The following is a 13,421-nucleotide window of genomic DNA, read 5'->3' as shown; positions in this document are numbered from 1 at the left end:
CACGCGGAAACACCGAAAGATCGCTCCTATTCAGTCGCTCCCTTTCGAGCTTCCAAGTGGGTGCTCCACTCTGTCGCACCCACTTGGAAACACTACCCTTTTACCACGCCTACCGGTAGAAACCCATATCATGGGCCGACGTAAGAAAATCGTACAGGAATGTGAGACACTGATGGACAAACCGGAGCACATCCGGAATATTGCCATCGCTGCTCACGTCGACCACGGTAAGACGACGTTGACTGACAATCTCCTCGCTGGTGCGGGTATGATCTCCGACGAAACCGCCGGAGAGCAACTCGCGATGGACACCGAGGAGGACGAACAAGAGCGCGGGATCACCATCGACGCGGCGAACGTTTCGATGACCCACGAGTACGAGGACACCAACCACCTCATCAACCTCATCGACACACCCGGCCACGTCGACTTCGGCGGGGACGTCACTCGCGCGATGCGGGCTGTCGACGGCGCGCTGGTGGTCGTCGACGCCGTCGAAGGGGCAATGCCCCAGACTGAGACGGTTCTCCGGCAGGCACTCCGTGAGGGTGTCAAACCGACCCTGTTCATCAACAAGGTCGACCGCCTCATCTCGGAGCTTCAGGAAGGGCCCGAAGAGATGCAGGAGCGACTCGTCTCTGTCATCCGCGACGTCAACGAACTCATTCGCGGGATGACCGAGGAGATGGACGATATCGACGAGGACTGGACGGTCTCCGTCGAAGAGGGCACCGTCGGGTTCGGCTCGGCGCTGTACAAGTGGGGCGTCTCGATGCCCTCGATGCAGCGTACCGGGATGGACTTCGGCGAGATCATGGAGCTCGAACGCGCCGACAAGCGCCAGGAACTCCACGAGCGGACGCCACTCAGCGATGTCGTGCTCGACATGGTGTGTGAGCACTTCCCGAACCCCATCGACGCCCAGCCCCGTCGTATTCCGCGTATCTGGCGTGGTGACGCCGACAGCGAAGTCGCCGAGCAGATGCAGTTTGTTGACGAGGACGGCGAACTCGTCCTGATGGTCACCGACATCGGTGTCGACCCTCACGCGGGCGAGGTCGCCGCGGGTCGTGTCTTCTCCGGGACGATCGAGGAAGGACAGGAGCTGTACGTCTCCGGAACTGCAGGCAAGAACCGCGTCCAGAGTGTCGGGGTCTACATGGGCGGCGAGCGCGAGGAGGTCGATGAGGTCCCGGCCGGCAACATCGCTGCTGTCACCGGGCTCAAGGACGCGATCGCTGGATCGACCGTCTCCAGCGTCGAGATGACGCCGTTCGAGTCGATCGAACACATCTCGGAGCCGGTCATCACCAAAAGCGTCGAGGCCCAGCGCATGGACGACCTGCCGAAGCTCATCGAGACGCTCCAGCAGGTCAGCAAGGAGGACCCGACCATCGAGATCGAGATCAACGAGGACACCGGCGAGCACCTCATCTCCGGGCAGGGCGAACTTCACCTCGAAGTCGTCACCCAGCGCATCGAGCGCAACCAGGGCATTCCGATCACGACCGGCGAACCGATCGTCGTCTTCCGGGAGGCACCCCAGGAGTCCAGCCGCGAGGTCGAGGGCATTTCGCCGAACCGCCACAACCGCTTCTACATCACGGTCCAACCGCTCGATGAGGACATCGTCGACGCGATCCAGCTCGGCGAGGCTTCGATGGACATGCCCGAACTCGAACGCCGCGAGGCGCTACAGGAAGGCGGCATGGACAAGGACACCTCTCAGAACGTCGAGCACATCCACGGGACGAACGTCATTATCGACGACACGAAGGGGATCCAGCACCTCAACGAGACGATGGAACTCGTCCTCGAAGGGATGGAGGAGGCCCTCAACGACGGGCCGCTCGCTGCTGAGCCGGTCCAGGGCTCGCTCATTCGCCTCCACGATGCCCGACTCCACGAGGACGCCATCCACCGCGGCCCGGCACAGGTCATCCCCGCCGTCCGTCAGGCGATCCACAACGCCCTGATCGACGGCGGTATCCGCCTGCTCGAACCGATTCAGGACGTCCGCATCGACGTGCCCAACGAACACATGGGCGCAGCCAGCGGCGAGATCCAGGGTCGGCGTGGCCGCGTCGACGACATGTACCAGGAAGGCGACCTCATGGTCGTCGAGGGCATCGCGCCCGTCGAGGAGATGATCGGCTTCTCCAGCGACATCCGGAGCGCGACCGAGGGTCGCGCCTCCTGGAACACGGAGAACGCCGGCTTCCGCGTCATGGCCGACAATCTCCAGCCCGAAAAGATCACGGAGATCCGCGAGCGCAAGGGTATGAAGACAGAACTGCCCGAAGCGATCGATTACTTCTAGAGACGACCTGGTTTCCACCTTTTTACTTCGGTGGGTTCGCACGCGAACCCACCTCGCAAAAAGCTGGACCAAAAACATCTGCGAGCGAGTCATTGACTCGCTCGCAGCGTTCTCGTGAGCGGCAGCGAACGAGAGCTCGTCAGAGCTCTGCTCTGACGGTGAAACGACGGCGCAAGCGCCGTCGTATGCAGGCCGACGATTCCGTTCCATTGATTTCAGAGTCCTTCCGATTGTATCCCGTTGTCTCTTCTCGGGACCTGACTCTGTTCACGCCGGCAGATATATTTCATCGGACGTCGTGTGTCGGGTGGCATGGAGTACACGACACTCGGTTCGACCGGCATGGAGGTCTCAAAGATCGCGCTGGGCTGTATGAGCTTCGGGAGTCAGGACGACTGGATGCTGGATGCGGAGGAAGGGCGGGAACTCGTCGAGCGGGCGATCGACCTGGGCGTGAACTTCTTCGACACGGCAAACACCTACTCAGCGGGCGAAAGCGAGGAGATTCTCGGGGATGTACTGGCAGAGTACGATCGAGACGAGCAGGTCGTCGCGACGAAGGTCCGGTTTTCGGGCGCAAAAGAGCACCGCAACGCCGAAGGACTCTCCCGGAAGACTATCGAGCAGGAACTCGATCACAGTCTCGATCGGCTCGGCATGGACACCGTAGATCTCTATCAGATCCATCGCTGGGACTACGATACGCCGATCGAGACGACGCTGCGGGCGCTCGACGACACGGTTCGGCGTGGGAAGGTCCGCCACATCGGGGCCTCCTCGATGTGGGCCCACCAGTTCCAGGAGGCGCTGCACGTCAGCGACTGGGAGGGGCTGGCCCGCTTCGAGACGATGCAGAATCTCTATCACCTGACCTATCGCGAGGAGGAACGTGAGATGTATCCCGTCTGCGAGACGGAGGATATCGGTGTCTTACCGTGGTCGCCGCTGGCGGCGGGCTATCTCACGCGCCCGCACGACGAATTTACAGCGACGACGCGTGGCGAACACGAACTCGACTACGGAACGCCCTATCACGAGGGGCCAGGGAGCGAGGAGATCAACGATCGCGTCGCGGAACTCGCCGCCGACTACGGCGTGACGATGGCCCAGATCGCGCTGGCGTGGCACTTCCAGAACGAGTACGTCGACGCGCCGATCGTCGGGACCTCAAGCATCGAGCACCTCGAAGATGCCGTCGAGGCACTAGAGGTCGATCTCAGCGCCTCCGACGTTGAGTACCTCGAAGAACCCTACGAGCCGGTCGAAGTCTTCGGCCACGAGTAAGCTATGCGGGGTTGATTCGGATTTCTGGCAGAGAGACGTCGCCCGTCAGGCTTAACTCTCCATCCGTCGAAGCCCGGATACTCCGATGCCAGAAGTAGAGATCACGATTCCGGATCATCTCGAGATGCAGATCGCCCAGCTCGTCGAGGAAGGTGAGTTTCTCAACCGTGAGGAGGCGATCGAAGACCTCCTCTCGACGGGACTGAAGGCGTACAAAACGAGCGGCCCGATCGACGACGAGGAGGACCCGGGCCTGGAAGAAGACGGAATGATGGGACACGACGACGAATACGTGTTCTGATCCGGGTGGCCGAAACCATCTCTCAGGAGCGACGGTCCATCGTGCAAGGCAGTATTGATGGAAACTCCCCGGTCTGAGTGTACGTAGCGGGGCTGTGGCGTCTGGTAGTCATTCCCGGGTAATCCTTATGCCGTGCTCACCACAATCTACCGGTAGGAATGCACAAAGACGAACTTCTCGAACTTCACGAGGAGATGGTGACGATCATGGAGTACTTCGACCAGCAGGAAAGCGTCAACAGCGAACTCTTCGATCCCTACAAGGAACTCGACGTCACGCCGGCCGACGTTCATATGTCTAAAAGTGAACACAAACACGCTGTGTTCGTCCTTGGCAATGCGCTGGCGAACGCGATGAGTGAAGACGAGTTCTCGGACGCCGGCCGTGTCGGTAAACGGATGAAGGAACTCGCTGAGGACGCCGAAAGCAAGCTCTGAGGTTCGAGGACGAGTCGTCGAGCTAATTCCGGTCGGAGAGCTCTCGATATCGTTGCTATTCGACCTGGCTGTACTCGCTCCGGTGGCGTGATCGCTGGGCCGGCGTCTCAATTCATCTGTTTTCGAACGCCGGTTCCCGCTGATCGATAAACGCGGTCGCACCTTCGACGTGCTCGCTCGTCCCGAACCGACGCCGCCGGGCGGCGCGTTCGGCAACCATCGCCGTTTGTAAGTCCGGGGATCTTCTCTCTGTAAGTAACTTGCCAGTTTCGTGAGCCGCTGCGGACGGGCCGGATGCCACCGTTTCGATAATCGCTTCGAGACGGGCTTCGAACTCGGGCGTCGGAAACACGTGGCTGAACAACCCGAGATCGCTCGCGCGTTCGGGGTCGAGCAGTTCGCCGGTATAGAGCAGTTCTGCAGCGGTCGATTCGCCAACGTTGTGCGGGAGAAGTGCCGAGACGCCGGCTCCGACAGGCAACCCGAGGCGGTGGAAGCCAAAACCGATCGACCCGTCTTCGCTCGCGACGGTGAGATCGCACGCGAGCGCAAGCGCGCCGCCAGCCCCGAACGCCGGGCCGTCGACGGCGGCGATCGTGGGTGCCGGAAACTCATAGAGGCGCTCGATCAACGCGTCGATTCGCCGAAGGCGAGCCATGAACGCGTCCTTGGAAAGCTCCCCACGTGCGCCCGCGACGACCCCTTCCAGATCGCCGCCGGCACAAAACGTCTCGCCCGAACCCCGGACGACGAGACAGGTGACCCCACTGGCGTCTTCGAGTGCGTCTTGGGCCGCCGTGACGACGTCCGGGGAGAGGGTATTCCGCGAATCGGCGGCAGTGATCGTCAGCGTTGCCACGCCGTCCGTGTGAGTCCATTCGACCGGCTTGCGCATACGATAGCGTCGTGTGGCGGGCCCAAAAGCGTGACCGCAGGGACTTCCCGGGAGTCAAACTGGCGGGCGGACACGTCCGTGGATTGACGTAGGTCCCGACCCACGCCCACGTATGCGCATCCACTGGCATCGGCGAGATCTTCGGGTCGCCGACAACCGCGGGCTCGCGGGCGACGGGATCGAGACGAACGATGAGACGGTACTGGGTGTGTTCGTGCTCGATCCGACAGTGCTCGAACACGCCGGTCCGCCCCGCGTGGCCGCCCTCCGTGACGCCATCGTTGCACTCCGAGACGCTTACCGTGACCGTGGGAGCGACCTCGTCATCGTCCAGGGAGATCCGACCGAACGACTGCCGGAACTTGCCGGACGGTACGACGCTGAAACGGTTTCCTGGAACCGTGAGTACAGTCCTCTCGCGCGCAACCGCGATGCTGCCGTCCGAGAAGCACTGGATGACGCGAACGTCCGGCGGGCGGCTGTTCATGACGCCGTCCTCCACGAGCCGGGGACGATCCGGACCAACGACGGCGATCCCTATCAGGTGTTCACCTACTTCTGGCGGAAATGGCACGACCGTGAGAAGTCAGCCGCCCTTGACCCGCCGGAGTCCGACGTTCTTGCCGACGTGGTCGACGAGACGCCCGTCCCGACGCTTGGGGAACTTGGCGTCGACGAGCCGGCGGCGTCGATCCCACGCGTGACCCCGGCGGCCGCTCGCGAGCGCCTCGAATCGTTCTGTACTGCGGATATCTATCGGTACGAAGACCGGCGGGACTACCCGGCCGAGGACTGCACGTCCCGCCTCTCACACCACCTCAAGTACGGGACGATCGGCATCCGCGCAGTGTATGCGGCCACCGAGGCCGCCCACGAGCGTGCTGACACTGAAGACGACCGGGAGTCGGTCGCGGAGTTCCAATCCCAGCTCGCCTGGCGGGAGTTTTACACACAGGTGCTGTGGTTCAATCCGTCGGTGGTCACTGAGAATTTCAAGTCGTACGAAAACCCGGTCGAGTGGCGAACGGATCCCGAGGGGTTGCAAGCCTGGAAGGCCGGCGAGACGGGCTATCCGATCGTCGATGCTGGAATGCGTCAACTTCGGGCGGAGGCGTACATGCACAACCGCGTCCGAATGATCGTCGCGTCGTTTCTCACGAAGGATCTCCTGATCGACTGGCGGGAGGGCTACGACTGGTTCCGGGAGATGCTGGTCGATCACGATACGGCGAACAACAACGGCGGCTGGCAGTGGGCGGCCTCGACCGGAACTGACGCCCAGCCGTATTTCCGGATCTTTAACCCGATGACTCAGGGTGAACGCTACGATCCCGACGCCGAATACATCCGGGAGTACGTCCCCGAACTCGACGGCGTGCCGGCAGATGCCATCCACTCATGGCACGAACTCGACCCCGGTACCCGCGAGATGCATGCCCCGGACTATCCGTCCCCAATCGTCGACCACGCTGCCCGTCGCGAGCAGGCACTCACGATGTTCGAGCGCGCACGTGGCGAGGAGTGAGACAACCGAGACCCTGCAGCCGAATCTGGCACTCAGTTGTTGTCCCCGACCGAAATTTCCCGTCTGGAGATATACCGACAGCCCGGAGCCGATCGGGACAGTGTCCCTCCGGTATTTAGATCAAACAGCACGCAGTCTGTCGGTCATTGTGCCACGGTACCATCCCTCTTCTAAAGCTTTAACAGGAACCCGATCATCAGAAAACATGGAGGAATTTCCCATGTCCGAACGTTCAAACCCCGAACTGCCGTCCCTGCCGTACGATTACGATGCCCTCGAACCGCACATTTCCGAGCAAGTCCTGGAGTGGCATCACGACACCCACCATCAGGGCTACGTGAACGGACTCGACGCTGCCGAAGAGACCCTTGCCGAGAACCGCTCGTCTGGCGATCACGGCACGACCGGCGGCGCGCTGGGCAACGTCTCTCACAACGGCTCCGGTCACTACCTGCACACGCTGTTCTGGGAGAACATGTCCCCGAACGGTGGCGGCGAACCCGAGGGCGCTCTCTTAGAGCGCATCGAGGAGGACTTTGGCTCCTATGACGCCTGGAAGGCGGAGTTCGAGGCCGCTGCGGGTGCCGCCGGCGGGTGGGCGCTGCTGGTGTACGATCCCGTCGCCAAGCAACTCCGGAACCTCGCAGTCGACAAACACGACAACGGCGCGCTGTGGGGCTCGCACCCGATTCTGGCACTGGACGTCTGGGAGCACTCCTACTACTACGACTACGGGCCGGACCGCGGCAGCTTCATCGACGCCTTCTTCGAGGTCGTCAACTGGGAGAAGGTCGCCGAAGAGTACCAGAAGTCGGTCGATCACTTCGAGTAACGACGCGTCCGTCGTGTCGACGATTTTTGCCACCCGTTCCGTTTCCCTGGTCGCCACTGTGGCAGCCTGAGTGCTGTCAGGCAGTGGCTTCGCCGGTCAAGACTTCGATACGAGCGCCATCTTCGACATCGATAGCCGAAACAGCCCAGCCATGCTGAGTGGCGATCTCCGCGACGATGGAGAGGCCGAATCCGGTGCCGTCACGGGTCGTCGTGTAGCCGTCCTCGAAGACTTTCTCGGGATCCGCCTTGTCGAATCCGGAGCCGTCGTCCGTGACGGCGAATCCCCGACGGGCAGGTAAGCCCTCGACGATGACGGTCACGTCCTCGCCGCCGTGTTCGATGCTGTTCCGAAAGAGGTTCTCGAACAACTGGCTCATCCGGTCCGGGTCGGCCTCGACTGTGACGCCTTCAACGTCAAGTTCGAGGGTGGCTGCCCCCGTCTCGACGTAGGACCACGCCGACTTCGCGACCACCTCGAGTTCGACCTGCTCAGGGTCGAGATCCTCGTTTTGTCTGGCGAGCGTGAGCAGATCCTCGATGAGGCGCTCCATCCGGCTGTGGGCGCGCTCGACCGCCGCGAACTGTTCCGGTTTTCCTTCTCGGCGCGCGTGCTCGAGCCGGCCGGCGGCCACCTGAAGCGGGTTGCGCAAGTCGTGGGAGACGACTCCGACAAACCGGTCGAGCTGTTCGTTTCGCCGCGTTAGCGTGGCCTCACGCTCGCGTTCCTCGGTTAGATCGACCATGATGAGCGCGTAGCCGACAACTTCATCCCGGCGGTCGACCAGCGGCGAGCTCTCCATCCTGACGGCGCGGTCACCGACAGTGAGGTCCTGCGTATTGGGTTCGTGCCCGTCGGTGATCGACTCATAGACGGAGACGGCGTCCGGAACGGCCCCGAGACACTCATCGATCGACTCGCCGACGATATCACTGACGCCGAGTAACTCCCGAGCGCTCTCGTTGATATCGACGACGCGGCCGGCGGTGTCCACGACGACGACGGCGGTGTCGATGCGGTCGAAGACCACTTCGGTCGCGATGGGCGTGATGTCGAGAAATTCCTCGCGGGCGACTGCCCAGGTGAACGCGACTCCGGTGACGGTAAAAGCGATGGGCGTGAGGTCATACTCCAGTCCGAGTGCCAGTGACACGGCGTTGGCCGCCCAGGGGACGAGGGTCGCGAGCACGATGGCCGCGATCTGTCGCTGGTAAAAATATCGTGATCGGAGCGCAAACACGACGATCAGCAACACGGCGACCGACAGCAGGAGATAGGAATAGGCGGTGTGGACGCCGAACAGCGGGCCGTTGACCGTTTCGAGCCCCCGTGGCCCCGTCCCGTCGATGCGAAGCGTCTTCCAGACCAGCCCATGGGCTTCGTTGGTCCAGACGAGTGCCATGAAGACCACAGGCTCGACAGACAACGCGCCGAGGAGCCGGCGGGTGACCAGCGACTCGCGGCCGGTGTACTCCAGGGCAAACACCACCAGTGCGGGTACCAGAACGACGACGCCAGCCAGAAGTGCCTTGTTGGCCGCAAGCGCAATTGACGTCCCCGGAAAGACAGTCGTGACGAGAATAGCCACGGCCCACCCGATCTCCGCCGCGAGGACAACCGTGAGTGGCATCCCGCCACGCTCGTCGCGATGTCGCCACGCAAGCTTGGCCGCCACGATCGACACGACAATCGCGACCAGGAGTCCGGCCTGATAGACGGCCAACCACGAGTCCATGCTGACATATTACACACTCACATTAATAAAACCGGAACCGTTGGGTTCGAGCGGACTCGTTTACGGGGTCGGTCCGTGTTTCGAGGGATTTAGGCGCCGACGGACGCTACGGGCAGCTATGCCACGACCGAGAGCTGACTTCGATGACCTGCGGCCCCTGGAGTTTCGTGACCCCGAGGAGGTTCTTGCGGCCGATAGGATGTACACGATCTACGAGATTGCGCGCTTGTTACAGGGCGTCGATCCTGACGCGGAACTCGACGTCGAGACCGAGAACGTCCTGCTGGACTGGGCGATCCCCTGGGTGTTGAACCACGCCGATGCGTTCGTCTTTGCCGAGCCATCGGGCGATACCGAACCGGGCTATTACGGACTCGCCGCCGACGCATGAACCTGCTCGTCGCCGGGGCCGACCGCGTCGACGCGGGCAAGACCACGTTCTCGACTGGGTTGCTCGAACATACTGGAGCGGTGGGGTTCAAACCGCGCGCGGGGAACGACTACTGGTTCGACCACGACGACTATCACCGGGCCGTCGGAGATGGACGACTCTATGGCAAGGACGCCAGACGACTTGCCACGGCGAGCCCAGGCGAGCGCTCGGCCGAATCACTGAACCCGATCCATCGCCTCTGGCGGCCGGAACCGAGCGGTGGGTCTGGCTTGCTTGGCCAGTCCGATCGGGAGTTTCTGGTCGATCGGATCGGTGATCGCTACGTCGTCAACGGGACCGTCGAGCTGCCGGAGTCTGCACGCGAGAATTTGCCGCTTTCGGCGGCTGTCGCCGTCGACTCGCTGCAGGAATTCAACGGCGTGATGCAGCGCCATCATCTCCCGGCGTTGGAATCGATTCGCGAGACGATCGAATCGGCCGATCGAGCCGTCGTCGAATCCTACGGCAACATCGCCCGGCCGCTGTCGGATCTCCGGCCGGATGCCGTCGCGGTCGTCGAACCACGCCGCGCTCGGATCTATCCGGGAAGCCGATACGAGAAGGCCTGTCGCGTGGCTTCAGGGTCAGCGAAGGAAGGCCAACTCGAAGAGCGGGTGTCCGCGGTGACTGACCTTACCGATCCGGTCGCTTCCGTGACGTTGCCGGCCCTTGGGGCTGACCAGCGACAGGACCCGGTTGTGGTCGCCGAAGCGTACGAACACGCCTACGATGCGTTGCTGGCTACAGCTTTCGAGTGAGTGGCGGGTCGAACGAGCGACTCAGAACCTGGCGGCCTGGGCGGCGAGTTCGATGTTGCGGTACGGGTCAGTCTGGACGCTCCGGCCGTGGCCGGCGTACATTACGTCAAGATCATCGCCGACCGTCTCTAAAACACGCTGGATACTTTCGACGAGGACGGATCGATCGCCTTCTTCGAGATCCGTCCGGCCGAAGCCGCCGTTCGAAAAGACCAGATCGCCTGCAAAGAGAATGGCTGGTTCAGCCGCGTACAGACAGAGGTGGTCGTCCTTGTGGCCGGGCGTGTGTAGGGCCGTGTAAGTGTGCTCGCCCATGACGATGTCGTCGCCGTCTTCGATGGCTTGTTCGACGCCGGGCACGTCGATGTCGTATCCCTCGACAGTGACGTCGAAGGCATCCGTGACTGTCCCGAGGTTACCGACGTGGTCGGGATGGGTGTGAGTCAGGACGACGGCGTCGAGGTCCTCGACGTGTTCACGGACGCGAGCCACGACATCGAAGTCGTTGCCGACGTCGACGAGGACATCTCGGTCGCCGGTCACGAGAAACACGTTGCTGGTGAAGCCATCGACGCCAGTCGCCAGATTCCGGATCATACGGGTGGCAAGCCCCTCAACACGCTTGAGCCGTTCGGGTTGTCATTGGGGAGTGGCATGCCGAACTTGTCAGCGTATCCGGGTCGGGCCACCAAGACCCACAGGGCTATGTACCAGGAGGTAATTACCACGAGATAGATGGCCGATGTCAGGGTCCGAACCACCAGTCGTCCTCATTGTTGAAGACGAGCCGGACGTCGCCGAGACGTACAATCTCTGGTTACAGGACGAGTACGAGGTTCGTATGGCCGAAAGCGGGTCCGAAGCCCTCGAGTGTCTCGACGACAGTGTCGACGTGGTGTTGCTCGACCGCATGATGCCGGGGTTGTCGGGCGACGAGGTACTCGAACGGATCCGGGAGAGCGACAGTAACTGTCGCGTCGCGATGGTGACTGCCGTCGAACCCGACTTCGATATCCTCGAGATGGGATTCGACTCGTATCTAACCAAACCGATCCGGAGTAACGAACTCCACGAGACGGTGTCAAATCTGCTGGAACGGTCGACCTATGACGATCTACTACAGGAGTACTACTCGCTGGTCGAAAAGCAAGCGACGCTAGAAGCGACAAAGAGCCACGCCGAACTCGCCGAAAGTGAGGAATATCAGCAACTGTCTTCGCGTGTCGACGCTCTCAACGACGACCTCTCGGACACGCTGGGCGGCGTCGAAGACGACGAGGACTTCATCGCAACGCTTCGGGAGTTGAGCAATGGCGACGAACACTGATCAACCTGGGACAATGTACGACCTCTCATCAGTACTCGATGTAGAGCCCCTCGAGGCTGTTAGGCCCGGGTCGAGCATTCTGATCACCGGTCCCGCGATGACCGGCAAGCAGGGGCTGGCCTACGATATTCTGGCGGACGGCGTCACGGACAATCAGGGGGCAATCATCGTCTCGACGGGGGACCGAGCGACGACTGTCATTGACGAATTCGCCGATCGAGCCGGCACCGACGAGTTCGAACTCGGCGTCATCGACTGTGCCGGCGATCAACAGACCACCGAGTCCGAGACGGGCGATGCGTTCGTCCATCACGTGGGCTCGCCCGGCGACCTGACTGGCATCGGCATCGGGATCACGGAAGGACTCGAAGCCCTCCATGGCCGCGGGGCGGATCGGGGACGGCTTGCGCTGTCCTCGCTGTCGACGATGCTGACCTACACCGACCGCAAGACGGTGTTCAAGTTCTGTCACGTCCTCTCTTCGCGACTGGAGGCGGCCGAATACCTCGGTCTGTTTACGATCGACGCCAGCGCACACGACGAGCAGACGCTCCAGGTCATCAAGCAGGCCTTCGACGGCATGATCGAGATCCGCGAAACCGACGGGAAACGAGAAGCTCGCGTCCGTGGGCTGACCGCCGAACCCAGCGAGTGGGTCGAGCTGTAATTTCGCCTGTTCACAACCGCGTCAGCCCAGGGCAGGACGCGCGTTTACAGTCCGGGTTCGTACCGAGTAGCTTCCTCCCAGTGTTTTCGGAACTGTGACTCCAGTTCGAGTGCGAACGATGGGTCTTTGACGTTGATCAGTCCGATCATCGCGTCACGTTCCATCGGGTTCACGACATCGAAACACAGCTCGACGTGGTCGAGAAGAAAGAACGCCCCATACAGCTGGTCGGTCGTCCGCACGGCGAAGCCGTCGTCGGTGAACGGTTCGCGTTCGATTCGGTCGATAAATCCGCCCGGTACGGCGTCGACCAGCCGATGGGGAACCAGCATCGAGACGTCGACGCCGCGTTCGATGGCGTCGGCGATGTGATCGAGAATGTCCGGCCCCATCTCGGCGACGTCGAACTCCGATGTGAAGATGTCCGCGACCATCACCACCTGCTCGTCGGCGACGGCGATGCGTTCGAGTAACAACTCGGTTGCGTCCTCGACGCCGATCGCCGTCGTCAGAAACTGTTCGGACACGGATCCGTCCGCGGAGAGTTCGTCGATGAGTCGATTACCCACGACTTCGTAGCGATTGATCTCCTCGCGCAGTTCTCTGGAACGGGTTTCGACGAGTCGATCGATCGCCACTTCCGGTTCGACCGCGAGATACTGCTTCGGTCGGCTGTGAGTCTGGCAGCGAACCAGCCCCCGGGTCTCCAGGCTATCGAGGACGTCGTAGATTCGCCCTTCCGGGACATCGCTCGCCTGGGCGAGGTCCATCGCCGAGACCGGGCCGTGACCCAGCATGGTCCGGTATGCCCGGTCCTCGTAGCTCGACAATCCAAGGTCACACAGGTTAACCATGAGCGAAAATCCGCCTCGATCACCTATATACACTTCGACGAGTTTGTTTGTCC

Annotated in this window: 14 protein-coding genes; 10 read left to right on the top strand and 4 right to left on the bottom strand. The window is 61.9% G+C overall.

Features of this window, described 5'->3' with window-relative positions:
- The first annotated feature begins 130 nt into the window (after positions 1 to 130).
- The 4 genes from SVXhr_RS08580 (at position 131) to SVXhr_RS08565 (ending at position 4,342) form a co-directional block, all read left to right on the top strand.
- Positions 131 to 2,320 (top strand): elongation factor EF-2, encoded by a 2,190-nt coding sequence (locus SVXhr_RS08580; protein WP_275736802.1) that lies wholly within the window; start codon positions 131 to 133, stop codon positions 2,318 to 2,320.
- 312 nt (positions 2,321 to 2,632) lie between these two features.
- The gene (locus tag SVXhr_RS08575) at positions 2,633 to 3,604 is read left to right on the top strand and encodes an aldo/keto reductase (RefSeq protein WP_275736801.1); all 972 of its coding nucleotides are present in this window, start codon (positions 2,633 to 2,635) and stop codon (positions 3,602 to 3,604) included.
- Positions 3,605 to 3,689: 85 nt separating this feature from the next.
- Positions 3,690 to 3,905, top strand: coding sequence for a ribbon-helix-helix domain-containing protein (locus SVXhr_RS08570; protein ID WP_015790599.1), 216 nt, complete (start codon positions 3,690 to 3,692; stop codon positions 3,903 to 3,905).
- A 158-nt stretch (positions 3,906 to 4,063) separates the two neighbouring features.
- Positions 4,064 to 4,342 (top strand): UPF0058 family protein, encoded by a 279-nt coding sequence (locus tag SVXhr_RS08565; RefSeq protein ID WP_275736800.1) that lies wholly within the window; start codon positions 4,064 to 4,066, stop codon positions 4,340 to 4,342.
- A 112-nt stretch (positions 4,343 to 4,454) separates the two neighbouring features.
- Here SVXhr_RS08565 and SVXhr_RS08560 read toward each other — a convergent pair whose 3' ends face one another.
- Positions 4,455 to 5,237 carry an enoyl-CoA hydratase-related protein gene (locus SVXhr_RS08560; protein WP_275736799.1) on the bottom strand — a complete coding sequence of 261 codons (783 nt, stop codon included), beginning with the start codon at positions 5,235 to 5,237 and terminating at the stop codon, positions 4,455 to 4,457.
- Between the two features lie 112 nt (positions 5,238 to 5,349).
- Here SVXhr_RS08560 and SVXhr_RS08555 point away from each other — a divergent pair, with 112 nt between their 5' ends.
- Positions 5,350 to 6,762, top strand: coding sequence for a deoxyribodipyrimidine photo-lyase (locus SVXhr_RS08555; RefSeq protein ID WP_275736798.1), 1,413 nt, complete (start codon positions 5,350 to 5,352; stop codon positions 6,760 to 6,762).
- A gap of 220 nt (positions 6,763 to 6,982) precedes the next feature.
- Positions 6,983 to 7,594 carry a superoxide dismutase gene (gene sod, locus SVXhr_RS08550; RefSeq protein ID WP_275736797.1) on the top strand — a complete coding sequence of 204 codons (612 nt, stop codon included), beginning with the start codon at positions 6,983 to 6,985 and terminating at the stop codon, positions 7,592 to 7,594.
- 76 nt (positions 7,595 to 7,670) lie between these two features.
- Here the strand turns inward: sod and SVXhr_RS08545 are convergent, their stop codons facing one another.
- Positions 7,671 to 9,329 (bottom strand): histidine kinase N-terminal 7TM domain-containing protein, encoded by a 1,659-nt coding sequence (locus SVXhr_RS08545; protein WP_275736796.1) that lies wholly within the window; start codon positions 9,327 to 9,329, stop codon positions 7,671 to 7,673.
- 118 nt (positions 9,330 to 9,447) lie between these two features.
- Here SVXhr_RS08545 and SVXhr_RS08540 point away from each other — a divergent pair, with 118 nt between their 5' ends.
- Positions 9,448 to 9,720: a DUF5827 family protein gene (locus tag SVXhr_RS08540; protein ID WP_275736795.1), complete on the top strand. Its 273-nt coding sequence runs from the start codon at positions 9,448 to 9,450 to the stop codon at positions 9,718 to 9,720.
- Positions 9,717 to 10,520 carry an ATPase gene (locus SVXhr_RS08535; protein ID WP_275736794.1) on the top strand — a complete coding sequence of 268 codons (804 nt, stop codon included), beginning with the start codon at positions 9,717 to 9,719 and terminating at the stop codon, positions 10,518 to 10,520. Before SVXhr_RS08540 ends, SVXhr_RS08535 begins: the two co-directional genes overlap by 4 nt.
- A 21-nt stretch (positions 10,521 to 10,541) precedes the next feature.
- On the opposite strand, the gene SVXhr_RS08530 is transcribed toward SVXhr_RS08535, so the two are convergent.
- Positions 10,542 to 11,117 carry an MBL fold metallo-hydrolase gene (locus SVXhr_RS08530; protein WP_275736793.1) on the bottom strand — a complete coding sequence of 192 codons (576 nt, stop codon included), beginning with the start codon at positions 11,115 to 11,117 and terminating at the stop codon, positions 10,542 to 10,544.
- A gap of 145 nt (positions 11,118 to 11,262) precedes the next feature.
- Here SVXhr_RS08530 and SVXhr_RS08525 point away from each other — a divergent pair, with 145 nt between their 5' ends.
- On the top strand, positions 11,263 to 11,847 hold the full coding sequence (locus SVXhr_RS08525) for a response regulator transcription factor (protein ID WP_275736792.1): 585 nt from the start codon (positions 11,263 to 11,265) through the stop codon (positions 11,845 to 11,847).
- Positions 11,848 to 11,860: 13 nt separating this feature from the next.
- Positions 11,861 to 12,514: a hypothetical protein gene (locus tag SVXhr_RS08520; protein ID WP_275740908.1), complete on the top strand. Its 654-nt coding sequence runs from the start codon at positions 11,861 to 11,863 to the stop codon at positions 12,512 to 12,514.
- 44 nt (positions 12,515 to 12,558) lie between these two features.
- On the opposite strand, the gene SVXhr_RS08515 is transcribed toward SVXhr_RS08520, so the two are convergent.
- On the bottom strand, positions 12,559 to 13,368 hold the full coding sequence (locus SVXhr_RS08515; protein ID WP_275736791.1) for a helix-turn-helix domain-containing protein: 810 nt from the start codon (positions 13,366 to 13,368) through the stop codon (positions 12,559 to 12,561).
- Positions 13,369 to 13,421: the final 53 nt, after the last annotated feature.

The organism is Halorhabdus sp. SVX81, from assembly GCF_029207715.1.
Lineage (GTDB): Archaea > Halobacteriota > Halobacteria > Halobacteriales > Haloarculaceae > Halorhabdus.
Note: the sequence above shows the minus strand (reverse complement) of the source record. Positions and strands in the feature narration are given on the sequence as shown.